Origin of the sequence: Fundidesulfovibrio putealis DSM 16056 (assembly GCF_000429325.1) — a bacterium.
Taxonomy (GTDB): domain Bacteria; phylum Desulfobacterota; class Desulfovibrionia; order Desulfovibrionales; family Desulfovibrionaceae; genus Fundidesulfovibrio; species Fundidesulfovibrio putealis.
This window is the reverse complement of sequence record NZ_AUBQ01000004.1, coordinates 488598-512103: the sequence shown is the minus strand read 5'-3', so window position 1 is coordinate 512103 and position 23506 is coordinate 488598. Positions and strand designations below refer to the sequence as shown.

Genomic DNA, 23506 nt, shown 5'->3' with positions numbered 1-23506 from the left:
ACTCGCTTTCTGGTCCATGAACCAAAGCGAAGAGAACCATTCATTGTGCTGTTGAAGAGCATGTGCATGTTCTTCAACAACAAAAGATTAGGCCCATAATGTCCACGGAATTGACCTGCGAAGTCCATACAGTCACCTTTTTCTCCGAGACCACAGGATATCTTGTGGCCAAGGTCCAGGCCAAAGGCGAGCCCGGCGTGGTGACCATCGTGGGCAGCATGGGACAGGTGACGCCCGGCGAGACGTTGCTCCTGCGCGGCTCCTGGACCACTCATGCCCAGTACGGACGCCAGTTCAACGTGGAATCCTGGGAACAGCGGATGCCCGCGTCGCTGACAGGCATCAAGCGCTATCTCGAATCCAAGCAGATCAAGGGAGTGGGGCCGGTGCTGGCGGGCAAGCTCCTGGCCAAGTTCGGCGACAAGGTTCTGGATGTCCTGGACGAGGACCCGGACCGCCTGCTGGCCGTGCCGGGCATCACCCCCAAGGTGCTGAAAAAAATCAGCGAAAGCTGGAACCAGCAGCGCGAAGTGCGCGGGCTGATGCTCTTCCTCCAGACCCATGAGGTCCCCACCACCTTCGCCCAGCGCATCTTCAAGTTCTACGGGGGCGGAGCCGTCCAGAAACTCAAGGACAACCCCTACGGGCTGGCCTACGACATCCAGGGCATCGGCTTCAAGACCGCCGACGCCATGGCCTTGAAGCTGGGCTTCGCGCCGGACTGCCCCCAGCGGCTGGAGGCGGCCATCGTCTACGGCCTGTTCACCCAGAGCGATTCGGGCCACCTCTTCTATCCCCGCGATGAACTGCTCGAAAAAGTCGACGCCATGCTGGGCGGAGTCGGCCTGCACCTGCTGGCCGAGGCCCTGGAGAACCTGGAGCAGCAAAAGCGCGTGCGCATCGAGGCCCTCCCGCAGCAGGACATCTCCCACGCCGTGTACCTCACGCACTTCTACAAGTGGGAACGCGAGATCGCCGAGCGTCTCTGGGCCATCTCCTCGCACCCGGCGGCGTCGGCGGCGGACAAGGTCGCCAAGCTTCTGCCCGCCGTGGAGGCCGAATCCGGCATCAAGCTCTCCAGCGAGCAGCATCTGGCCGTGGCCCAGGCCTGCACAAACAAGAGCTTCATCATCACCGGCGGCCCAGGCACGGGCAAGACCACCATCACCCGCGCCGTGGTGCGCGTGCTGGACAAGCTGGGCTTCAAGGTGAAGCTGTGCGCGCCCACGGGCCGCGCGGCCAAGCGCATGAGCGAGGCCACGGGGTTTCCGGCCTCCACGCTGCATCGCCTGCTGGGCACCCAGCCCGGCGGCGGCTTCGCCCACAACGAGGAGCACAAGCTCAAGGCCGACGTGGTGGTGGTGGACGAGGCCTCCATGCTGGACGTGCAGCTTTTGCTGCACCTCCTGCGCGCCCTGCCGCTGACCTGTCGGCTGGTATTGGTGGGCGACGTGAACCAGCTGCCCTCGGTGGGGCCGGGCAACGTGCTGGGCGACATGCTCGATTCCGGGGCGCTGGAGCAGGCCCGCCTGACCCACATCTACCGTCAGGCCCTGGAATCCATGATCGTGGTCAACGCCCACCGGGTGAACGAGGGGCAGTTCCCGGCCCAGTCCGCCAAGAAGCCGCCCGAGGCCGATTTTTTCTGGGTGGAGTGCGACGATCCCGCCCAGGTGCAGGAGAAGATCATCGACCTGGTGGCCAACCGCATCCCCAAGACCTACGGGTTCGATCCCCTGCGCGACATCCAGGTGCTCTCGCCCATGCACCGGGGCGAAGTCGGCACCCAGGCCCTGAACGAACTGCTTCAGGAGCGCCTGAATCCCGGCGGACGCGAAATTGTGCGCGGAAAAAACCGCTTTCGGGCGGGCGACAGGGTCTTGCAGACCCGCAACAACTATGAAAAGGACATCTTCAACGGCGACCTGGGCTGGGTTGTCGCGGTTGATCCGCGCGAAAACGAGCTCGTAGTTGATTTCGACGGTCGGGAAGTGCCCTACGAATCCGCCGATCTGGACGAGTTGACCCTGGCCTACGCCGTGAGCGTCCACAAATCCCAGGGCAGCGAGTACCCGGCGGTCATCGTGCCCGTGGTGACGCAGCATTTCGTCATGCTTAAGCGAAATCTCATCTATACGGCCCTGACCCGCGCCAGAAAACTGGCTGTCATCATAGGCGGCAAGAGGGCGCTGGGCATCGGCCTTAATTCCGTGGGCGCGGCAAAGCGCTACACGCACCTGCGTTACCGGCTCCAGGAAAGTTTCAACCGGTAACCGCAACGAAAAGCAGATCAACAATGCTCATGAAAAAAACCATCAGCCTTATTTTGCGCACGTCCCTGGTGGGGGCTTGCCTGGTGTACGCTTTCTGGGGAGTGGACTTCGTGGAGCTTGGGCGCGCTTTCGGCCGCTTCAACGCCCTGGCCATCATCGTCACCACCATTCTCTCCTTCGTGGGATACTGGGCCATGGCGCTGCGCATGAACTTCCTGTCCGGCTACACCTGCGGCAACATGGTGGGGCTCAAGGCGTTTCTCATCTCCATGGCCGTGAACAACGTTGTTCCCGCCAAGCTTGGAGAGCTGGCCAAGGCCTTCTACCTGCGCAAGGAGTGCAAATACTCCCTCAGCCAGTCCATCAGCATGGTCTTCTGGGAGCGCTTTTTTGACCTTAACGCCATCCTGTTCATGGGGCTCATGGTCGCCTTCCAGTTCAAGCTCAAGATGGCCTTCTTCCCCCTGGCGCTCGGCGTCGGCGGCATCTGGGCCTGCCTGTTCGTGGTGCGCAAGTGGCCGGAACTGGCCATGAGGCTGGTGACCATGCTGCCCTTCGAGCGCCTGCGCGGCTTCATCATCGAGGTCAAGCAGCAGATGGTGCACGAGGTCACCCTGCGCTATCTCATCATCCTGGGCTGCTACACGGCCCTGGTCTGGATGCTCTACGCCATCCCCACGTTCCTGGTGGTCAACTGGGTGGCCGGGCTTGACCTCACCATGAGCCAGACCCTGGCGGTGTTCATCCTCTCGGCCCTGGGCATGGCCATGCCTTCGTCCCCGGGCGCGGTGGGCGTGTTCGAGGCCGCCGTCATCTTCGGACTGGGCATCTTCGGCGTGGACAAGGAACTGGCCCTGGCCATTGGGCTTCTCATCCACATGATTCAGTACATTCCCACCACCGTTTCCGGCCTCATGGTGCTGGCCAGGAGCGGCCTGTCGCTGAAGTCCATCCGCAAGAGCGACGAGGGGCTGGAGGCGTGAGCGCCCATCCCTGCGTCCTGACCATCGCCGGGTCAGACTCGGGCGGCGGGGCGGGCATCCAGGCCGATCTCAAAACCTTCATGGCCCACGGGTGCTACGGCGCAAGCGTCATCACGGCGCTCACCGCGCAGAACACCATGGGGGTCACCGGCATCCACGCCCCGGACGCGGACTTCGTAGCCTTGCAACTGCGCACCGTCCTGGAGGACATCCCCGTGCGCGCAGCCAAGACCGGCATGCTTTTCTCCGCCGCCATCGCCCGGTCCGTGGCCTGCGTGCTGGCGGGTACAAAAGCCTTCCCGCTGGTGGTGGATCCGGTGTGCGTGTCCCAGAGCGGGCATGCGCTCTTGCAGGACGACGCGGTGGAAGCCATCCGCGCACATGTGCTGCCCCTGGCCGACCTGGCCACGCCCAACCGGCCCGAGGCCGAGTTGCTCACCGGAATCGCCATAACCGGTCGGGAGAGCCTGTTCGCGGCACTTGAGCGCATGCTGTCCTTCGGGGCCAAGGCCGTGCTCATCAAGGGCGGGCACATGGACGAAGAGGGCGGCATGCTCACCGACTGGCTGGGCAGGCCCGGCGAGGAGCCGCTGCCGCTGCCAGTGCCCCGCGTGGACACCCCACACACCCACGGCACGGGGTGCGCACTGTCCGCCGCCATCACGGCAAGGCTGGCGCTTGGCGACGCCCTGGCGGATGCGGTGAAGAACGCCCAGATTTTCCTGAACAAGGCGCTGGCCAGCGGCTACGCCGTGGGGCGGGGCGCGTCCCCGCCGGACCATATGGCGGGATTGCGCTAATTCTCGGCGCTTGCAGATGGCGCAGCTGACGAGCGCCGTAATGCCTGGGCCGCCTGAGCACGATCCATCAGCTTCCGATGATTTGTGCCGGAGATGCGCTCGAAAGGTGCGATGTCGCGGCGCGGGGAACTCCGCGACCGGCGCGGCCATCGCCGCTCAGAATGGCCGCCCGGCTGCCGCGCACCGGCCGCAATGACACTGGCGATCTTTTTCGAGTCATGATAGGCGCGTGTGCCTCAATGCGAGAGTGGCGGAATTGGTAGACGCACTGGATTTAGGTTCCAGCGCTTCGGCGTGGGGGTTCGAGTCCCCCCTCTCGCACCAGACGACCAGCCAGGGTTGGCAGCACGTGTCCATAAACCCTGAGAAATGCCAAGAAGCCGGACTGGCGACAGTCCGGCTTCTTAATTTGTGTTTCAAGGGGCAGCGCCCTGGGACACGCTCTCCGGCGGCCTGCCGGAGGGAGCCTACCGTATCAACTGCTCCACCTGCACCCCAAGCGCCTCCGCAACCTTGCTGAGGGTGGCGCGGCGCGGTTTCGCCGTGCGGGCCTCGATCTGCTCCAGGGCGGCAGGAGAGATGTTCATCCTGGCGGCCACCTGCTCCTTGGTCAGGCCCAGATGCTCGCGCCAGGCGCGGGCAAGACTTTTACGCCCGTTGGCGGCCAGTTCGGCCACTTCCGGGGGAATGTTCGCTTCTGTGTTGGTCATGCGCGGGCATAGAATGAAAGCCGAGCGGATGACAACCCCCGCGTGGCGATTCGTCCCTCCCTGCGTGATCACGGCGCCGTGCAGCAGGCCGCTTCCGGGTTTGCCCGCATGTGGCATAAGCATCGATTATGAAATGAAATATATAGCCTCCCTCTCTTGTGCAGAAAGTTGTGCACGGTTGTGCTTCTCTTGTGTAGAATAGCACAAAGGCCCCCGGCCCATGGCTGCATGTTTCAGCCCGTGAACACGCGATCCCAAACGCAGGAGCGACCCATGAAAGCGAAAGTTAGCCTTGCGACCGACAACGATGTCTTTTCCTCCTCGTTGGTTGATGACATCCTGGTCATCAGGCAGAAGCAGCACCTTCTGCACTTGACCCAGGAAATCAATACGATATTCGGGTTTTACGAGTATCTGGAGTCCATGTTTTCCAGCAAGGCCTACAAGGCGCTTGCTGTCTTCAGCCACCAGGAACAGGACGCGCATGTGGAGCACGGCAGTTTCCTGTGCAAGGCCATTCTCGCCAGCCGCGACAACAAGGTCATGGACCGGCTCGCCAACGTGGTGAACCGCCTGATCCTCACGTTGTCTACTCTCAACGGGATAACCGTTTTTGCTGGACAGGGGAGGATTTCGCTCTTCCACCTGAACCTCAGCCTGGCGTACGACTACCGCATAGTAACGGACGACGCCGTGTTCGAGAACCACAACGCCGGTATAGGCTTGATCACCAAGGGGAGCGGATATTACCTGCCGCGAATTCTGGGAGTGAAGAAGGCCACGGAGATCCTGCAGTGGAAGACGTTTTCCGCAGAAGAGGCCTTGCAGTTCGGTCTGGTGGACAGGATCGTCCCGGCGGCGAAGCTGGAGGATGAGACGTTCCAGTTCCTGAAATCCAGTCTGGCAGGCCCCGCATCAACACTGCTTGGAATACGCAAACTGCTCAAATGCGACCTGACGGAGCTTCAGCGCACGCTGGAACTGGAAGACCAGCTCATAAAGGAGCGCCTGGAGTCGGCGGAATTCAAGAAGAGTTTCGAACAATACTGCGTGCAGAACTACGGCTGCGACATGGAAACCCTGCGTTGCGCAAAATGACGCAGTAACGTCCGGCAGCGGCGGTCCCGGCCGGACTTCAAGGGAATCGAGTCCGGCCTGCCGGCTGCCGGTCATTCGTCATGGCCAGGAGATCATGTCGTGTGGCGTTGCGCGCCGTGGCGGAATGTCTCCTTGAGAGCCAGGCAGACCGCGAGCAGCAGGGCTGAAGTCAGGCTGAGCGTGAGAAACACGGCCTTGTAGCCCTCCAAGGTGAAGCTGCCGTCCGCGCCGCGTCCGTGATGCTCCAGGATCAGCCCCAAAAGAGGCTGGAACAGCGCGCCGCCCACGAAAGGGAAGATGTTCAGGATGCCAAGCGCCGTCCCGGCCAGCGAGATGGGGAACAGCTCCTTGCCGGTGGTGAAGCCGATGGCCGGGGTCGCGCCTCCGAATACGCCGATCAGATAGAATACGCCGTACAATTCGAGTCCGCCCATCACCCCGGCCCGCCAGGAAAGCAACCCCGTCAGGGCGCACAGCGACGCAGCGGACAACGCCAGCGTCTTCTTCCTGCTCCTGAACAACCTGTTGGACAACTGGCTCAGCAGCGGGCCTCCCGAGATGACGCCTACCGAGAACATGGCCAGGGCGAACCCGGCCTGCGTGGACGAGAACCCGTGCACGTGGCTCAGGTACGGTCCGGCCCACAGTCCGGCCAGGGAGAAGAACACGCCATTGTCCAGCATGAGCCATGCGGCCACCAGCCAGGCCCAGCGGTTGGCGATCACGGCCCTGACCCCCGGCATCAGCGCCTGACGCCCCGGAGGCAGGCCGTGCGGGAAATCCGGACCCTTGAACCCCGCCAGGGCGGGCGTGTCGCGCACCACGACCCAGAGCATCCCCGACAGGCCAAGGCTTAGGATCGACAGCGCCACGAAAGCCGTGCGCCAGCCGAACTCCTGGGCGGCCCAGGCCAGGGGAGCGGAAGCCAGCAGAGACCCCGCGCCGCCCACGGCGACCAGCAGCCCGGTCATGGTGGCGAAGCGTTCAGGCGGGTACCACTCGGCCAGGGTCTTCAGGGTGCAGACCCAGATCATGGACATGCCAAGTCCCACGAGGACGCGCCCGAAGGTGGCCCAGGTGGAGTCTGGAGCCAGTCCCATGCCCAGGGCTCCCAGGGCAGCCAGCAGATAGAAGAGGGATGTGGTCCGGCGCGCCCCCCAGAAGTCCGCCAGCAATCCAGCCGGGAGCTGCATGAAGGCGTAGGAATAAAAAAAAGCGCCGGAGAGCATGCCGATGAGCGCGCCGCCCGCGTGGAGGTCGCGCATCATGTCCACAGCCACCACGGCAGGGCAGAGCCTGTGGAAAGTCACCAACATGTAGCTCAGGCCCAGGGCAGCGAAGACCATGCCCCTGTAGGTTTGGGGGCGAAGGGACGGGACTGCGCGCATGGGTGGGGGTAGACCAAAATGCAGGATCCTGGCAACAGCCTGAAAGCTAGGGTCTCAAAACAGTGGACAGCGGAGCGGGGGACGCATAAACATCCGATGCCGGGTTTTTGTCCGCGTGCGGCCCTTCCGTTTCGCCACCTACCCCGGCAGCCCATCGAAATGTTCACGACACCCGGCCCCCGGTGGCATCGCCGCGCTTGCTCCCGAAGCGGAGGCGTGGCTGCCGGATGCGCCCGGATGCACTCTTACCGCAAGGCAGGACAGCAGCAATCATGGATATAGCCCAGCTTTACCAGGATCTGATGGTTTTTTTCCAGAACTTCAACTTTCTCCAGTTTCTCCAGGATTTCGTCGGCACGTACGGCTATCTCGCCCTTCTGATAGGAACCTTCCTAGAGGGCGAGACGATTCTGCTTGTAGCGGGCTTTCTGGCGCAGGCCGGTACGCTGGACCTGTCCCTGTGCATTCTTTCGGCCTTCGTGGGCAGCCTCAGCGGCGATCAGGCCGCGTTTTACATCGGGAGGTGGAAGGGCAGGCAGTTCGTGGAGAACAGGCCCAAATGGAAGTGCCGCGTCGAGCGCGTGCACAAGATGCTGGAACGCTTCCATGAAGTGCTGATCCTGTCGTTCCGCTTCTTCTACGGCCTGCGCAACCTGACCCCCTTCATCCTGGGCACCACCGACATCTCCGGGCTCAAGTTCTTCGTGCTGAACGCCATCGGCGCTGCCATCTGGGCTGTCGCGTTCGGCTTCGCCGGTTACTTCTTCGGCACGCTGGTGACCACCGTGCTGAAAGACGTCAAGCAGATCGAGCAATACATCCTGATCGGCGTGGTGGTGCTTCTCCTGGTACTGTGGCTGGTCAAGCGCCGCAAACGCAAGAAGGAGGAAGCTTCCTGCGTGGTGGAGAATGCGGCTTCCGATCCGGCTGACATCGACAAGGCCGGGAAAGGCGACGCCTAGCCGCTGTCCGGGTTCCTGCCAGTCCTGATGCCCTGGCTCCGACCCCAGAGGCGAACGCAGGCGTTGTGCATCAGGCATTGCTTCGTTCGTGCCAGTCGGAGTGTGGCAGTACTCGAAAACGCCTTGATTTTTGCTGCCTGTTGAGACAAACCTAGCCTCTGATGAGCAGATCGAAGATGATGCCGCGCAATATTATCGCCCGGCACATGGACAACCTTTCTCCCAAGGCAGGATGAAATGACCTCCCCGCTGCCGGAAGACAACGGCCTTGTTCCCGATACGGCGAGACAATGCGCCATCGGGCTGGAAGGTCTCGGCGACGGATTCCTCGCCTCGTTTCATGGGCGCGAGAACGATTTCCTGCGGCTCGGGCGTGACCTGGAAGGCTTCAACGCAAAGGCTGCGGATGTCTCCCGCCTTGCTTCGGAACTGGCCGGACTGACGTCGGGGGAGGCCCTGGCCGATGCCACTGCGCGCCTGACCTCGCATCTTGGCCGCCTCGGCGACACATGCAATCGTTCCATCTCCGGAAACGACGTCACCAGCCTGGACGCCGTGGCGGGCATGGGATTGCAGCTCATCGACAACATGAGGGATTTTACCCGCCTCGTGAAGCATCTGACCATGCTCGGCATCGCCACGCGCATCGAGAGCGCCCGCCTGGGCAGCCAGGGAATGGGGTTCAGCACCCTGTCCGACGACGTGGAGAAGCTGGCGGGCAAGATAGCATCCTCCTCGGAGAAGATTCTCTTCCGCTCGCGGGAACTCATCGGCCAGTGCCGGGACGCAGCCAAGAGCCTTGAAGAGATGAACGTCGCGCGCAACGCCTGTTCGCGTTCGGCGACCGATGTGCTCCAGGCCGACCTTGCCGCCATGGAAGCGTTGCAGGCCAGCTCCCGCGAGACTGCGTCCGATATCGCCGACGAGGCACAGAGCATGGTGCAGAGCGTGTCGGAGGCGGTCCATTCCATGCAGTTCCACGACATCATCCGCCAGCAGCTCGAACATGTGGCGGAAGCCGCCGGCGAAGCGCGCGCCATGGCCCTGGACGGCCCCATGACCGAGGGCGGGCACAACGCCCAAAGCTGGGAGGAACTGGGGGGCTGGGTGAAGAGCGTGCTGGTCCTGCAGGAGTCGCAGCTCGGAAACGCACGCACCCGCTTCGGAGAGGCCATGCAGTCGCTCAGCTCGGGCCTTTCCGGGATCGCTCTACGCGTGCGCAACATGGCGGCGCGCGCGGAAGCCCTCGCCGCCCAGGAAGGAGGGCAAGGCGGAGTACTCGGGCGCATGGACGACGAGATGCGCCAGATAGCCCAGGCCCTGCGCGATCACTCTGCCCTGGAGCGGCGCATGTGCTCGGTGATGCGCGCCGTGAGCGCTTCCATTTCCGACATGTCTGCCACCGTGGCTGAAATCGAGGAGGTGGGGTCCGAAATTGAGCTTATCGCGATCAACGCCTCGGTAAAGGCGGCCCATACGGGCGAGGAGGGCAAGGCGCTCGGCGTTCTGGCCTCAGCCATCCAGAAACTGTCGGTCGATGCCCGGATGCAGACCGACAGGATACTGGACCTGCTCGGCTCGGTGGACGCATCCTCGCTGGAACTGGCCGGAGTGGAAGCCTACGAGGACAGCGACAAGGAATTCGAGCAGGTGCTCGCCGATCTGGACCGCGACGTCGAGGGCATCAAGAGCCTGGAGTCCCAGGCGTCGGGGCTGGCTGTCAAAGTGCAGCGCATGGCGTCCGCTTTGTCCGACGAAATTTCAGGCGCCATCGAGTCGCTGTCCTTCCAGTACGGACTGCTGGACGACATGGCCGCCGCTCAGGACCGCTTCGCGCAACTCGTGGGCAGCCTTCAGAGCGTGTTGCCTCCGGGAGCGGAGTTTTCTCAATCCCCCAAGCTTCGGGAGATGCTCGAACGCTACACCATGGACGCCGAACGCCTGGTGCATGAGAACGCCCTGGGCATCACCTCGGGTGTCTCTTCCGCGCAGTCCGAGGGGGAATACGGCGACAACGTCGAATTGTTTTAAGGCAAGGACGGCACGTTATGGGCGCATTCTTTCTCGATACCGGCCAACCTGGCCGCATTCGACTTGTTTGTTCGGGTGGGTTCTCGCTGGCGGACGCCCAGGGGCTCAAGCAGGCCATGGTGGACGCGCTGAACGATTCGGAAGCCTCCCTGGCCTTGGATCTTCAGGACGTGGCCGATGTGGACCTGACCTTCTTCCAACTGCTTTTCGCTCTTTCCGCCCAGGCCCGCCTGGACGGCAAGAGTGTCGTTCTGGACACCTCCATGCCGGACGCCTTGTGCCACAGGGCCGAGGAACTGGGAATTGCCCGGAGGGATTTCGAGCACGTGTTTCACAATGAGGAAGTTCGATGAAAACCGTCATGACCGTTGACGATTCCGCAAGCGTACGCCAGATGGTGGCTTTTACCCTGAAAAACGCCGGATATGCCGTGATCGAAGCCGTGGACGGCAAGGACGCCCTGTCCAAGCTCAAGGGCTCGGTGGACATGGTCGTCACCGACCTGAACATGCCCAACATGGACGGCATTTCGCTCATAAAGGCTGTCCGCGCGCAGCCTGCCTACAAGTTCATCCCTATCGTCATGCTCACCACCGAGTCCCAGGCAGGCAAGAAGCAGGAAGGCAAGGACGCGGGGGCCACCGGCTGGATCGTCAAGCCCTTCAAGCCCGAACAGCTGCTGGCCGTGGTGCAGAAAGTCCTGCGGTAGCGCAGCACAGTTCCGGGCTGCCGCATGGGTCCCGGTTTTATTCCTCTCACAACAACGAACCCAAGGCGGACATGGAAGACATCCATCGCCAGGCATTCCGGGACGAGGCCGCCGATCTTCTGGTGGAGCTCGAATCTGCCCTGCTCGAGCTTGAGGACTCCCCCGGTGATATGGAACTCGTCAATCGCGTGTTCCGCGCCATGCATACCCTCAAGGGGTCCGGAGCCATGTTCGGCTTCGACGATATCGCCCAGTTCACACACGAGGTCGAAACCGTCTTCGATCAGGTTCGTTCAGGCCATCTTCAGGTTACCAAGGTTCTGCTGGATCTGACCTTTCAGGCGAAAGACCATGTGAAGGTGCTCCTGGAGCATGACGGGACCGATCTGGGCGACTATGTGGACGCCGCAGAGACCGTGCTGAACGGTTTCAGGGTTCTGGCGGCTCAGTCTGCGCCAGGTGATGACTCCGCCATGCAACCGGGCGTCTGCGACCTTCCCCTGGAGAACGGAGAAGCCGGGGACGGCTCGGTCCATCGGGTCCGGGTGCGTCCCAAAACCGGAATCTACGCCACGGGCAACAACCCCGAGTATCTCATCGAGGACCTGCGCAGCCTTGGCCAGACCATGGTTTTCGCCCACATTGAGGACATCCCGCCTCTGCGCGAACTGGACCCGCAGAACTGCCATATCTGGTGGGACGTGCTGCTGACTTCCGACGCCACCGAAAACGCCATCCGCGACGTTTTCATCTTCGTGGAGGACGAGTGCGACTTCTCCATCAGCACGGTGGAGACTTCGGGCGACGTGGAGCTCAAAAAACTCGGCGAGATCCTCATCGAGCGGGGAGACATAACCGCCGAAGGTATCAACCGGGCGCTCAGCGGGCAGAAAAGGCTGGGAGCCATCCTGACCGAGGCGGGCATGCTGCCCGAAAGGTCGGTCGAGGCCGCCCTGGCCGAACAGAGTCTGGTCAAGCAGAAGCAGGAGCAGAAAAAGGGGCCGGAAGGCACCTCCAGCCTGCGCGTCTCGGCTGAAAAGCTGGACCTGCTCCAGGACCTCGTGGGCGAACTGGTGATCGTGCAGGCGCAGATCAAGCAGGTGGCCCCAAGCCTTGGCAACTCCATGATCGTCACCCTGGCGGAGCAGTTGGAGCGCCTGAGCGACGACATCCGCGACTCCACCCTGGCAATCCGCATGCTCCCCATCGGCTCGACATTCAGCACCTATCGCCGCCTGGTGCGCGATCTCTCCGCCGAGATCGGCAAGGAGATCGACCTGGTCACCAGCGGCGAGGACACGGAGCTCGACAAGACCGTGCTGGACCGCCTGGGGGACGCGCTCATTCACCTGCTGCGCAACAGCATCGACCACGGCATCGAGACACCGGACCAGCGTGAAGCCGCAGGCAAGCCCCGGCGCGGCACCCTGCAACTGGGCGCGGAGCACTCCGGCGGCGACGTGGTCATCCAGATCGTGGACGACGGCAAGGGCATCGATCCGGAGAAAGTCCGCCAGAAGGCCGTGGAGCGTGGCCTCATCTCCGATAATGCCGAACTCACCCTGCGTGAAACCCTGGAGCTCATTTTTCTGCCTGGCTTTTCCACTGCGCAGACCGTTTCCAGCGTGTCCGGGCGAGGAGTGGGCATGGACGTGGTCAAGCGCGTGGTGAACGCCATGCGAGGCAGCATCGACATCGATACCGAACTGCACAAGGGGTCCGTGGTGACCATCCGGCTGCCGCTGACCCTGGCCATCATCGACGGGCTCCAGGTGTGCGTGGGAACGGAGAGTTACGTCCTGCCCCTGGACGTGGTGGAGGAGTGCGTGCAACTGGACCGCAAGGATCTGGGCGCGGAAGGCAGGCGGCGGATGATCAACCTGCGCGGCGAGGTCGTGCCCATCATCTCCCTGAGGGAATGGTTCCGGCTGCCGGGCGAGTTGCCTTCCATCGAACAGGTGGTCATCCTCAATGTGGACGGCAACCGGATGGGCATGGTGGTGGACCACGTGGTGGGCGAGCACCAGACGGTCATCAAGAGCCTCGGCCCTGTTTTCCGCCGACTGGAAGGCTTCTCAGGAGCCACCATCCAGGGCGACGGCACCATGTCGCTCATTCTGGACGTAAAACGTATAGTTCGCCTGTCTCTTGGCGAGGTCAGATAATTCTGTCATGAGCGAGCGCATGTTTTCAGCCACCACATCGGAACCCGGCAGGAACGGCTCGACGACGCGCTCGCAGAGCCTGCCCGATCGCGAGTTCAAACGCCTGGCGGAGTTCATTTATTCGGAGTGCGGCATCAAGCTGCCGCCCGCCAAGAAAACCATGCTCGAAGCCCGGCTGCACAAACGTCTTCGCGTGCTGGGCATGGATTCCTACTCCGCCTACTGCGACTACCTCTTCACGCAGTCGGGCATGGACAACGAACTCATCTGCCTGATCGACACCGTCACCACCAACACCACCGAATTCTTCCGCGAACCCAAGCACTTCGACATACTGGTGCAGAAGGTGCTGCCCGATTATCTGCGGCGCCACAGCATCTCGGAGCCCTTGCGCCTCTGGAGCGCGGGATGTTCCTCCGGCGAGGAGCCCTACACTCTGGCCATGGTGCTCTCAGAATACGCCCGGGAGAACCAGGGGTTCCGTTTCTCCATACTCGCGACGGACATTTCCACCCAAGTGCTGGAGCGGGCCATGCGCGCCACCTATCCCGAGGAGAAGCTCTCGAACGTCCCCATGGAGTACAAGAAACGCTACATGCTGCGCGGCAAGAACAGATGTACGGGGCTCATCCGGTTCAATCAGGAAGTGCGCAGCCACATAAGCTTTCAGCGCCTCAATTTCATGGAAGAGTTCAGGTTCGACAAACCCAAGCACATTATCTTCTGCCGCAATGTCATCATCTATTTCGACCGCAAGACCCAGGAGAATCTTCTGAGCCGCTTTTGCAACAGCCTGGAGCCGGGGGGAAACCTCTTCATCGGCCATTCCGAAAGCATCACCGGCATGGACCTGCCTCTGACTCCCGTAGCTCCCACAGTCTACCGCAAGATATAAGGACGAATTCCGTGAAGAATGGAAAAATTCGTGTTCTGGTGGTGGACGATTCAGCCCTGGTCCGCCAGGCGCTCGTCGAAATTCTGACGTCCGACCCGGACATCGAGGTCATGGCCGCAGCGTCGGACCCCTATCACGCAGCGTCCCACATGGCCGAGGAAGTCCCCGACGTCATTACGCTGGACATCGAAATGCCGCGCATGGACGGGCTGACTTTCCTCAAGAAGATCATGGCCCAGCATCCCCTGCCGGTCATCATCTGTTCCACCCTGACCGAAGCCGGGTCCGAGACCATGCTGCGCGCCCTGGAGTACGGCGCGGTGGACATCATCACCAAGCCCAAGCTCGGGGCCAAGCAGTTCCTGGACGAATCGCGCATCCGCATCTGCGACGCAGTCAAGGGCGCTGCCAAGGCCAAGATGCGCATGCGCATCCCCGCGCCGCAGATCCAGGTGCAGCCCAAACTCTCGGCGGACGCCGTCCTGCCCGGCCCAACGGGCAAGGCCATGTTCGGCACCACGGAAAAAGTGGTTCTGGTAGGAGCCTCCACCGGCGGAACCGAGGCTCTGCGCGTGTTCCTGGAAGCCCTGCCCAGCGACTGCCCCGGCGTGGCCATCGTGCAGCACATGCCCGAGAACTTCACCGCCGCATTCTCCAAGCGCCTGGACTCCATCTGCCGCGTGACCGTCAAGGAAGCCAAGGACAACGACACGGTGCTGCGCGGCCAGGCCCTCATAGCGCCCGGCAACAAACACATGCTGCTCAAACGCTCTGGCGCGCGCTACTACGTCGAGGTCAAGGACGGCCCTCTCGTGCGGCGGCATCGCCCAAGCGTGGACGTGCTGTTCCGCTCCGGGGCGCGTTACGCCGGAAAGAACGCCGTGGGCGTCATCATGACCGGCATGGGCGACGACGGCGCCGAGGGCATGCGCGAGATGAAAGAGTCCGGGGCCTACACCATCGCCCAGGACGAGGCCAGCTGCGTGGTGTTCGGCATGCCCCAGGAGGCCATCAAGCTTGGCGGCGTGGACAAGATTCTCCCCCTGGACGACATCGCCAGGGAGGTCCTGCGCGCGTGCAGTGGATGATGCCATGGCAAGGGAAGTGGAAGCGAAATTCTCCGTGGACAGCCTGGCTCCCATCCGAGCCATGCTGAATTCCATCGGGGCGGTGGTCAAGAATTGCCGCTTCGAACGAAACGCGGTGTTCGACACCCCCACCCGTGAGCTGCGCGCCAAGGGAGAACTGCTGCGCCTGCGCCAGACCGACAAGGTGGTGCTCACCTGGAAGCAGCCCTCCAGCCATCCCGCGCCGACCGGCGTCAAGGTCATGGACGAGGTGGAAACCCAGGTCGCGGACTTCGAGGCCATGCGGGAGATCCTGCACGGCCTGGGCTACGTGGAAGCCCTCTGGTACGAGAAGCTGCGCGAACAGTGGCGACTCGTCGACGCCCTGGTCTGCCTGGACGTGCTGCCCTTCGGCGAGTTCATCGAAATCGAAGGCGAACCGGCAACCATAGCCAAGGCCGCCGACTGTCTGGGCCTGGACATGGGCAAGGCCAAGGCCCTTACCTATCACGATCTCTACCAGGAACACCTGAAGCGCCTGGGCCTTCCGCCGCAGGACTCGTTTATTTTTTCCGAAAAAGACAAGGCCCGCCTCAGCTCGCTGTGCGAAATTCCCGGATTGTAGGAGTTGGAAAGCCAAGACGGAATATGCCTCCGGCGGCCAGGGGGATGATCCCCCTGGACCCTCAGTGGGCTTCGCGGGCAGCACCGTTACTGTTCAGAGAATTCGCAAGAAAGCCCTGAAGCGCGCAAAGCCGCGCTTCAGGGCTCAATAATTCTTGAAATCGACGTTCCGGCGTTAACAGAGCGTTGGATGCTGTCCGGTCGGGCTCTGGCTGGCGTATGCCGAGGGCAACAGCGGGCGGGTTTGGCCGGCGGGTGCCGGGGACTGTAACGGACGGCCATGCGCGGCGGGCGACGAATCGTCTTCACATCGGTTCTAGCCCGCCGCGCATGGCGTGGACGGGACAGCCCCGGCACCCGCCTGAACCACACCATGCCGCGCTGGGACGCGAAGCTACTTAAAAGTTTCCTCTCTGGCCGCCGGAGGCATATCCCTTAAATATCGCAGGCAGCGGCAAACAGCGCATCGAAACGGACAGGATCAAAAGCTCTGGCCGCGCGGACAATCTCGGACCGAACCTCCTGAAAGTCGAAGTCCTCGCCCATGAACACCCGCGCAGTATGGCTCTCGTGGTGGAATCTGTAGACAGCCAGTTGCTCTGGCAGCGCCCGGAAACGGGTGATCATGCTGAGCTTCAACCACAGGAGCCAGTCCTCGGATTGGCAGGTTGCGCCATCAAGAAAGCCACGCGCCTGTTTGAACACGTCCCGCCGCAGCATCACGGAGGAGAGACAAATGTTGTTGGAGACGAGCAGCCGCCGGAAGTAGTCCAACTGGTTGAAGCTGACCGCCTCGCGGCAGAACGCGTCGAAACTGCCGCCCCAACGTACGAGCGCGTCCTGGTCCATGCCGCGATTCTCGGCCAGCCAGCGGGCACTCTGCTCGTCGCAATCGATCGACACGCTGCAATGGCATAGCCCCAGCGCAGGGTCCTCGCCAAAAGCCTGCACCTGCTTTTCAAGCTTGTCGGGCCGCCAGTAATCGTCCGCGTCCAGAAACGCTAAAAGAGGTCCGGATGATTTATAAACGCCGAAGTTCCTGGTGCGACTTACACCCAGGTTCCTGGGATTGGCATAGACTTTCACACGGTCCGGGTCCTGGCGTTGCAGACCGTGCGCCACGTCGAGGCCGCCGTCGGTGGAGGCGTCGTCCACGATGACGACTTCGAGATCGGAATGGCTCTGCTCCAGAACGCTCTGTACGCACTGGGAGAGATAGCGAGCGTGGTTGTATAGCGAGACGATGACGCTCACCGCAGGCATGACAATACTCCCGGCACTCTGAACTTTGACATCATGCTACGCGAAGCCCACTGAGGTTCCAGGGGGATCATCCCCCTGGCGGGTGCAGGGCAGAGCCCTGCCGGGTTCGGGCGGAGCCCGATATTGTTCTTCTCTATTCATCCCCGCCGCTGGGGCAGGCCTGCCTCCAGGCGCACCAGGCGCAGCCCGGCGAGACCTGCGGGCTGAAGTGCGGGGACTGAAGCATCATCTTCAGGATGAATCCGGCCAGAAGTGGCGTCTTGTCCTGAATGGCGGCGGCAGCGGCGTCCGGGTCCATGTCCGCCCCGAAGAGCGCGGCTTCGTCGCCGCCCTTGCCCAGACAGACGAAGGCTCCGTTGACTGCCTCGCGCCCCGTGGCCTTCCAGAAGGCGTGCAGGTACAGCGGCATCTGGATGGAGACGAGTTTTTGGGCCAGCTCGGGCAGCATGGACAGGCCGGAGTCGACATCTCCGGCGTTCACCACATCCCATATGTCTGGGTCGTCCCAGAACTTTTTGCCGGGCTTCTTGGGGGACCCGGTCTTGTAGTCCAGGATGAAGAGCCCGGCGTCGCGCTCGTCCAGGCGGTCCAGCGTGCCGCCCAGCCGGTAGCGCGCGCCGTCCAGTTCCAGTTCGGCGTCGATGCGCTTTTCCAGCTCCAGGGGGGTGCAGGCCGGAGAACCCTGGGCGAAGTCGGCCAGACGGCGGCGGGCGGTGCGCTCAAGCATCAACCGACCGTGGACGGGCATCTGGCGGAAGAACTGCGAGTCGTGCAGCCGCTTGGTGAAGAGATCTGCCAGGGCCTGGCCGTCCAGCTGCCCGGCTTCCAGGCGTTTGCCGATAAGGGGCCGGAAAAAGTCCTGGAGCACTTCGTGGACGAGGTTTCCGAAGGCTGGCGGATCGCCCTCTTCGGCGACTTCGTCCAGTGCCTCCAGCGGTGTGAGATACTTGAAGAAGTACGCGAGCGGACAGCGCAGAAAGCTGTCCAGCAGCGTTGGTGTCACGCCCTGGTAACGCAAGCGCGATTCCAGCTTCAGGCGGCAGGCGCGGGTGTTCTCCACGTCCGGGGCGGGCGGGCGCACGCCGCGCATGGGCAGGGTGATCAGGCGGCGCGGTTCCTCTCCGGGCGCGATGAGGCGTCCCTGGCGTTTTTCCTCCTCCCAGATGAGCTGCTCCACGTAGCGGCTTGGCAGGCTTTTGCCGTCCAGAAGGCCGGGCTGGATGCCGGAGGAGTACAGAATGCCCACCTCGCGTGCGCCCTGGATGAGGCGGTAGAAGGTGTGGGCGGCGATCATGTCGCGCTCTCGCTGGCCGGGCAAACCAAGGGCCTGACGCAGCGGGTCGGGCAGGAGCGGGTCGGGCCTGGGGGTGCCGGGCAGGGCTTCCTCGGTGGCGCCCAGGATGAACACCCGCTCGAAGGTGAGCAGGCGCGTCTCCAGCATGCCCAGAACCTGGAGCCCTGACAGGGGATCGGCCTCGAAGGGCACGCGCTGGCGTTTGAGGAGGTCGCGGGTCATGGAGCGCACGGCCTCGGGCGGGAAGAGCTCGGCGCTGATGGCGCTGTCGTGAAGTTCGGGGATCACCTGATCCATGAGCCGCGCCAGACAGGCCGCGTCGATGATGAAGCGCTCCCAGCGGCCGCCCGAGTGCTCGGGGTCCAGCAGCAGGCTGGCAAGCCCCACCAGGGCCTGGGCCATGCGGCGCGGGGTGGTGGCGTCCTCGAAGGCGGTGAAGCAGACCTCAACCACGCGCTCGCGCAGGGCCTTGGCCTCGGGCGAGGCTTCGGGCGGACCGCCGGGCACGGCCTCGGGGGGCGTCCACCCGGACGGGTCCAGATATTTTTCGCCCTGGCGTATGGCCGCTTCCCAATCGTGAAAGAGCAGGCGTAGCGGTGTTTCCTCGCCGATGCGCAGCAGCTTCAGCAGGGGATGGCGCAGAAGCGCGATGACCTCGCGCCAGTGGTAGCCGCCGGGCATGCGCCCTTCCTGAAGGCGCAGGATGGTCTCGATGAGCTGGTAGAGCGGCGAGCGCCACATGGGGAAACCCATGGACACGTTCACGTCCCGGCGCGGCAGATGGTGCAGCACGGGCATGAGCATGCTGGTGTCGGGAAGCACCACGGCGAATCCGGCGGTGTCGGTCACGGCGTCCAGTTCCTGGCGCAAGGCCATGAGCTGCGAGTGCAGGTCGAACCCCTGATGGAAGGTGATGCGGGCGCGCCGTGAGGGTTCGGGAGCGGAGGCCGCTGAAAACAGGCTGAACTGGTCAGTGCGGGTGCGCCAGGAGGGCAGGGGGGAGCGCTTCTCGTCCTGCGCGGTCTGAGCCTTGGCCTTCCAGGCCTTGAGCCAGCTCAGGTGCTCCTGGCAGGACCAGTGCGCCTCCTGGCCGGGCTCGGCCACGGCTGGGTCGGTGTGCCAGAGCAGCTCCGCCCGGTCGTTCTGCCAGAGGGGCTTCAGCAGTGCTTCCTCGCTGCCCGAGAGCACATGGAAGCCGCAGGCCAGCACCTGCTTGTCCGCAAGGATGTCCACGGCTCGCTCTGCCTGCGCGGCCACCAGGGAGCGCAGAAGCCCCGGCGTGCAGGAGCCGGACTCCAGGAGCTCCCGGCGGTAGGCCGCCTGGATGGTTTTCAGGTTGCCGAGCAGCGCGGCGGCAGTGGGCAGCACCATGTCCTGGACGTGGTCCAGGTTGTCGGCGTCGATGCCCTGTTGGAAGAGTTCCTCGAAAAGCTCCGCGAGCTTAAGCCCCCAGGGGAAGAAGTCCTTCACCTCGGCGGGAAAGGCGTTGTCCGGGCCACGAAGCCCAACCTTGAGGCGGGTGACCACCGCGTGCAATACGCCCACCCGGTCCAGCTCCGTGAGCGGGCGCAGAGGCTGGGGATGCAGCTCGGTGGCCAGTTCGGCGAAGAGCTCGTCAATGGAGAGAATGCGCGGCAATAGGCAGGGCTTGGGGAGGCGTTCGTCTTCCGCGAGCTTGTCCAGCAGGTAGCGCCGGGGTCTGCGGTGCGGGAACAGGACGATCAGGTCCTCGAAGCGTCCCTGGAAGCGCTCCACCAGATGGGAGGCCAGCCCGGTCATGAAATCGCGGTCCCAGGGGATTATGGTGATGGGATTCACAGGGTCTCTCCTGGGAGCACTTCGCGAAGGGTCTTGAGGTCCAGATAGGCGATGAGGCCGCGTGCCGGGAGGCCCTCGGCCTGTGGCAACTGCTGGACGAGGCGCAGGTAGCGCCGCAGCTGTTCATGATGCGACGGGTCCTCGCGCCCGGTCTTGTAGTCCAGCACCAGGGCCTCCTGGCCGGTGAAGGCCATGAGGTCCGGCCTGTGGATGTTGCCGTCCGCGTCCAGAAGCTCCGCCTCGCGCAGCCCGCGTTGCTGGCATTGCGGGAAGAAATCCTGCGCGGCCAGCCACTCCAGGCCCTCGGCCAGCTCCAGGGCGGCGTCCTCGTCTGCGAGGCCGTTTGCGGCCATGGCCTGGAGCACGGCGGACAAGGCGTCGCCGCCGGGCTTCAAGATCTCCAGGGCCTTGTGCAGGACGATGCCGCGCTTGCGTTCGGTCAGGCGCAGGCGCTCCAGCGGGTCGCCCAGCTCGCGGCGGGCGATCTTCAGGCCCGGCAGCCAGTCGAGCGGCGGCGACGCGCCCAGCGGCTCGGACAGCGGGCCGGGCTCCGGGGGCTGATGGGCAGGCCCGCGCGAGGTCACTAGCTCGGCCTGCCTGGGCGGGCGCTTGCCCAGGACCGTCTCGGGCTCGTCCGAGGAAAATCCGGCTGCGCGCAGCATCAGCTGCGTGGCCTTGGCCAAGGGCGTGCGGTTTATGAGCTTGTCGGCGCCAGGCAAAAAGATGTGCAGCTCCTCTTCCGGACGGGTCCAGGCCACGTAGAGCAGGTTGATCTGCTCCAAAAGCGACTTGGCGGCCTGCCGGTGAAACACCTCGCCCAGTTCTTTGCAGAGGGGGGCGGTCAGTTCCTGCCCGTCCGGATCGCTCGATTGGATGCGAGTCAGGCCCCCGGGCTGACGGAACGGGTGGAGGTTGAAGGGGATGACCGCCACGGGGAACTCCAGCCCCTTGGCCTTGTGGATGGTCAGCACGCGCACCGCCCCGGCGTTCTCCGGTTGGGGAATCTTCTCCGTGTGGCCCTTGTCGCGCCAGAACTCCAGGAAGGAAGACAGCGAGCCGAACCCCTGGGTCTCGGCGTTGTGCACCAACTCCAGGAAGCGGCGCAGGAAGACCTCGTCGCCGGGGTAGGCCTTGAACACGCCGCAGGCCGTGAACAGCTCCTGCACCAGATCGTAGGGGCTGGCCGGACCGCCACCCTTGATGAACGGCTCCACCAGACGCTGCCAGGCGTCCGGGAAATCCGTCTGGAACTTGCGGTAGAGTGGACCCCTGCCCTGGGTGGTCAGCCAGTCGGTCAGTGCCTGCGGCGAGATGTTCTGCGAGCGGCAGAAGAGCTCCCGGCAGGAGAGAAAGCCCCAGAGGGCCAGATTGTCCGGGGGGTAGTCCAGAAAGGCCAGGAAGGACACCGCGCCGCGTACCACGGGATGTTCGGCCAGACGCAGGCTGTTCTCCGTGACCACCGGGATTTCCAGGTCCACCAGCCACTCGGCGGCCTTGGCGGCCTCGTCGTTGGTGCGGGTGAGCACGGCGATCTCGGAGGGGGCGCGGCGCTTGAGGAGGTCGTCCTCGAACAGCGCGGCCAGCGCCTCGCGCACGGAGTCCTCGTGGATTTCGGAGGAGTCGCCGGGCAGGCGGGTGATCTTTACCAGTCCGCCAGCTTCCTCGCGCCCGGGCGGCACGTCCTGGGATACTCCGGCGAACGAGGCCGCCATGGCGCTCTGGAGCGCTGCCTGGACTCCCTCCGGGGCGTCGGGCAGCAACGCCTGGGAGACCATGCGGCTGTTCTGCTCCGATTCCAGGCAGGAGAACACGCGGTTGTTGAAGTTGACGATCTCAGGGGCGCTGCGCCAGTTGCGGCCAAGGTGCTCCCGATGGGGGTGCGGGCAGATAAGCGCCAGCTCCGGCTGCCTCGCCGCCGCCTCGAAGAGTTCGGCCTCGCCGCCGCGCCAGCTGTAGATGGCCTGCTTCACGTCGCCCACGTAGAAGAGCGAGCCGCCCTTGGACAGGCACTCCTGGGCCAGCTGGGAAAGTACGTCCCACTGGCTGAGGCTGGTGTCCTGGAACTCGTCGATCAGCAGATGATTCAGGCGCGAGCCCAGGCGGCAGTAGGCCTCCGGCACGCCGCCGGATTCGGCCAGAAGATGCGCCACGCTTCCTGGAAGCTGGGAGAGAAGCGCCACGGCCTTGTCGCGCCGGTGGGCGTCGAAAGCTTCCAGAAGCAGCGCGCCGAACTCGATGAACGGCTGCCAGGCCAGCGCCTTGGCAAGAATCCTGCCGCGCGTCCGGGCGCGCCGGTAGTCTTCCCGCAAGGTGGCATAGAGATTCTCCAGGCCGGGCGTCACCGCCGCGCGCGAACCGGCCAGCACGCACTCCTCCAGGCTGGCCTTGCGGGCGTAGACCGACTCCGGCACGGCGTTAAGCGTGGTCAGGCCGCCAAGCGTGGCCAAAAGCGAGCTGAAGTTGCTCATGGGCTTGACGCCGGCGGGCGCGAGGCTCTCGGCCATGGTCCGGGCGGAGGCGACCAGCGCGGCGCGCAACGCCTCCATTTCCTGGTGCATGGCCTGGGCGTCGCATGCCGGGGCCTCGCCCGCGTCCAGCAGGTAGGTGAACACCTCCCGCAGGCGCTTCTCGAGTCGCTTGGCCAGCCAGAAACCTTCCACGCCATCGATGACGGTCAGGGCGTCGGTCATGCGGCCCATCAGGGCTTCCACAGAATGGGCGGCCCGGTCCGCGTGATCACCGGGCAGGCCTTTTTGAATCTCCTCCCCTTGACCGAACGGGTTCGGGGACTCACTGTACAAGCTGGCGTCGCCTTGACCGGCCAAGTCCGGCAGTGCCTCTTGGCTGCGCTCGCCGTGGCGATATGCCTGCGTGGGAGCGGCCATCTGTCCGGTCACCGCGTCGTAGAGCGCCTCGAACACCTGGGCCTCGTCCAGGCTGGTCTCGAAGTCAGGGGCCAGCCCCAGTTCCAGGGCGAAAAGCCGGGCCAGCTGGTTCAAAAGGCTGTCGATGGTGCGGATGTTCAGGGTCTGGAAGTGGCGCAGGGTGCGCTCCAGCCAGGAGCGGGCCTTGATCCTGGCTTCCGGGCCTGTGAAATCCGGGTCCGGCAGGCCAAGCGCCAGGGACTTGAGCGAGAGGAGCACGCGCTCCTTCATCTCGGCGGCGGCCTTGTTGGTGAAGGTGATGGCCAGGATGCTTTCCGGCCCGTAGCCCTGGCCCGGCACCGGCCCGCAGGCGGGCGCAGGATTGCCGCTTTGCATCAGCAGATGCAAAAACCGTCTGGTGAGCCGGTATGTCTTGCCGGAACCGGCAGAAGCGTGCAATTGTTCGATCATCGCTCGGTGTGGGTAGAGGGAGTTTGGTCCAGGGGTTGTAATCGGTTCGGCGCGCTTGGGCAATCACCGCGAAGCTGACGAAATGGTAGGT

General features: G+C 63.8%; 17 protein-coding genes and 1 tRNA gene. 13 read left to right on the top strand and 5 right to left on the bottom strand.

Features of this window, described 5'->3' with window-relative positions:
* The first annotated feature begins 98 nt into the window (after nt 1-98).
* From recD2 to G453_RS0105325, 4 genes are all read left to right on the top strand, one after another.
* Nucleotides 99-2273: an SF1B family DNA helicase RecD2 gene (gene recD2 / locus G453_RS0105340; RefSeq protein WP_027190217.1), complete on the top strand. Its 2175-nt coding sequence runs from the start codon at nt 99-101 to the stop codon at nt 2271-2273.
* A 23-nt stretch (nt 2274-2296) separates the two neighbouring features.
* On the top strand, nt 2297-3256 hold the full coding sequence (locus G453_RS0105335) for a lysylphosphatidylglycerol synthase transmembrane domain-containing protein (RefSeq protein ID WP_027190216.1): 960 nt from the start codon (nt 2297-2299) through the stop codon (nt 3254-3256).
* On the top strand, nt 3253-4056 hold the full coding sequence (gene thiD / locus G453_RS0105330; protein WP_027190215.1) for a bifunctional hydroxymethylpyrimidine kinase/phosphomethylpyrimidine kinase: 804 nt from the start codon (nt 3253-3255) through the stop codon (nt 4054-4056). Before G453_RS0105335 ends, thiD begins: the two co-directional genes overlap by 4 nt.
* A 241-nt stretch (nt 4057-4297) precedes the next feature.
* A tRNA-Leu gene (locus G453_RS0105325) sits at nt 4298-4380 on the top strand.
* A 143-nt stretch (nt 4381-4523) separates the two neighbouring features.
* Here G453_RS0105325 and G453_RS0105320 read toward each other — a convergent pair.
* Nucleotides 4524-4766 carry a helix-turn-helix domain-containing protein gene (locus tag G453_RS0105320; RefSeq protein ID WP_027190214.1) on the bottom strand — a complete coding sequence of 81 codons (243 nt, stop codon included), beginning with the start codon at nt 4764-4766 and terminating at the stop codon, nt 4524-4526.
* 273 nt (nt 4767-5039) lie between these two features.
* Between G453_RS0105320 and G453_RS22495 the strand changes: the two genes are divergently transcribed.
* Nucleotides 5040-5864: an enoyl-CoA hydratase/isomerase family protein gene (locus G453_RS22495; protein ID WP_051271750.1), complete on the top strand. Its 825-nt coding sequence runs from the start codon at nt 5040-5042 to the stop codon at nt 5862-5864.
* A 92-nt stretch (nt 5865-5956) separates the two neighbouring features.
* On the opposite strand, the gene G453_RS0105310 is transcribed toward G453_RS22495, so the two are convergent.
* Nucleotides 5957-7210 (bottom strand): MFS transporter, encoded by a 1254-nt coding sequence (locus G453_RS0105310; RefSeq protein ID WP_169725289.1) that lies wholly within the window; start codon nt 7208-7210, stop codon nt 5957-5959.
* 314 nt (nt 7211-7524) lie between these two features.
* On the opposite strand from G453_RS0105310, the gene G453_RS22490 reads away from it, so the two are divergent.
* The 8 genes from G453_RS22490 (at nt 7525) to G453_RS0105270 (ending at nt 15706) form a co-directional block, all read left to right on the top strand.
* A complete protein-coding gene (locus tag G453_RS22490) occupies nt 7525-8214 on the top strand; it encodes a DedA family protein (protein ID WP_235731699.1) in 690 nt (229 codons plus the stop codon).
* 237 nt (nt 8215-8451) lie between these two features.
* Nucleotides 8452-10245, top strand: a complete 1794-nt coding sequence (locus G453_RS0105300) for a methyl-accepting chemotaxis domain-containing protein (protein WP_027190212.1) — start codon at nt 8452-8454, stop codon at nt 10243-10245.
* A 17-nt stretch (nt 10246-10262) separates the two neighbouring features.
* Nucleotides 10263-10598 (top strand): STAS domain-containing protein, encoded by a 336-nt coding sequence (locus G453_RS22485; protein WP_043644413.1) that lies wholly within the window; start codon nt 10263-10265, stop codon nt 10596-10598.
* Nucleotides 10595-10954, top strand: a complete 360-nt coding sequence (locus G453_RS0105290; protein WP_027190211.1) for a response regulator — start codon at nt 10595-10597, stop codon at nt 10952-10954. Before G453_RS22485 ends, G453_RS0105290 begins: the two co-directional genes overlap by 4 nt.
* 71 nt (nt 10955-11025) lie before the next feature.
* Nucleotides 11026-13119: a chemotaxis protein CheA gene (locus tag G453_RS0105285; protein ID WP_027190210.1), complete on the top strand. Its 2094-nt coding sequence runs from the start codon at nt 11026-11028 to the stop codon at nt 13117-13119.
* Between the two features lie 19 nt (nt 13120-13138).
* Entirely contained in the window at nt 13139-14014 is an 876-nt protein-coding gene (locus G453_RS0105280) for a CheR family methyltransferase (RefSeq protein WP_027190209.1), read from the top strand.
* A gap of 11 nt (nt 14015-14025) precedes the next feature.
* Nucleotides 14026-15102: a protein-glutamate methylesterase/protein-glutamine glutaminase gene (locus G453_RS0105275; RefSeq protein ID WP_027190208.1), complete on the top strand. Its 1077-nt coding sequence runs from the start codon at nt 14026-14028 to the stop codon at nt 15100-15102.
* Between the two features lie 4 nt (nt 15103-15106).
* The gene (locus G453_RS0105270) at nt 15107-15706 is read left to right on the top strand and encodes a class IV adenylate cyclase (protein ID WP_027190207.1); all 600 of its coding nucleotides are present in this window, start codon (nt 15107-15109) and stop codon (nt 15704-15706) included.
* A gap of 434 nt (nt 15707-16140) precedes the next feature.
* Here the strand turns inward: G453_RS0105270 and G453_RS0105265 are convergent, their stop codons facing one another.
* The 3 genes from G453_RS0105265 to G453_RS0105255 form a co-directional block, all read right to left on the bottom strand.
* Nucleotides 16141-16968, bottom strand: coding sequence for a glycosyltransferase family 2 protein (locus tag G453_RS0105265; RefSeq protein WP_027190206.1), 828 nt, complete (start codon nt 16966-16968; stop codon nt 16141-16143).
* Between the two features lie 133 nt (nt 16969-17101).
* Nucleotides 17102-20080 (bottom strand): PD-(D/E)XK nuclease family protein, encoded by a 2979-nt coding sequence (locus tag G453_RS0105260; RefSeq protein ID WP_027190205.1) that lies wholly within the window; start codon nt 20078-20080, stop codon nt 17102-17104.
* Nucleotides 20077-23415, bottom strand: coding sequence for a UvrD-helicase domain-containing protein (locus G453_RS0105255; protein ID WP_027190204.1), 3339 nt, complete (start codon nt 23413-23415; stop codon nt 20077-20079). The genes G453_RS0105260 and G453_RS0105255 overlap by 4 nt, the downstream gene beginning before the upstream one ends.
* Nucleotides 23416-23506: the final 91 nt, after the last annotated feature.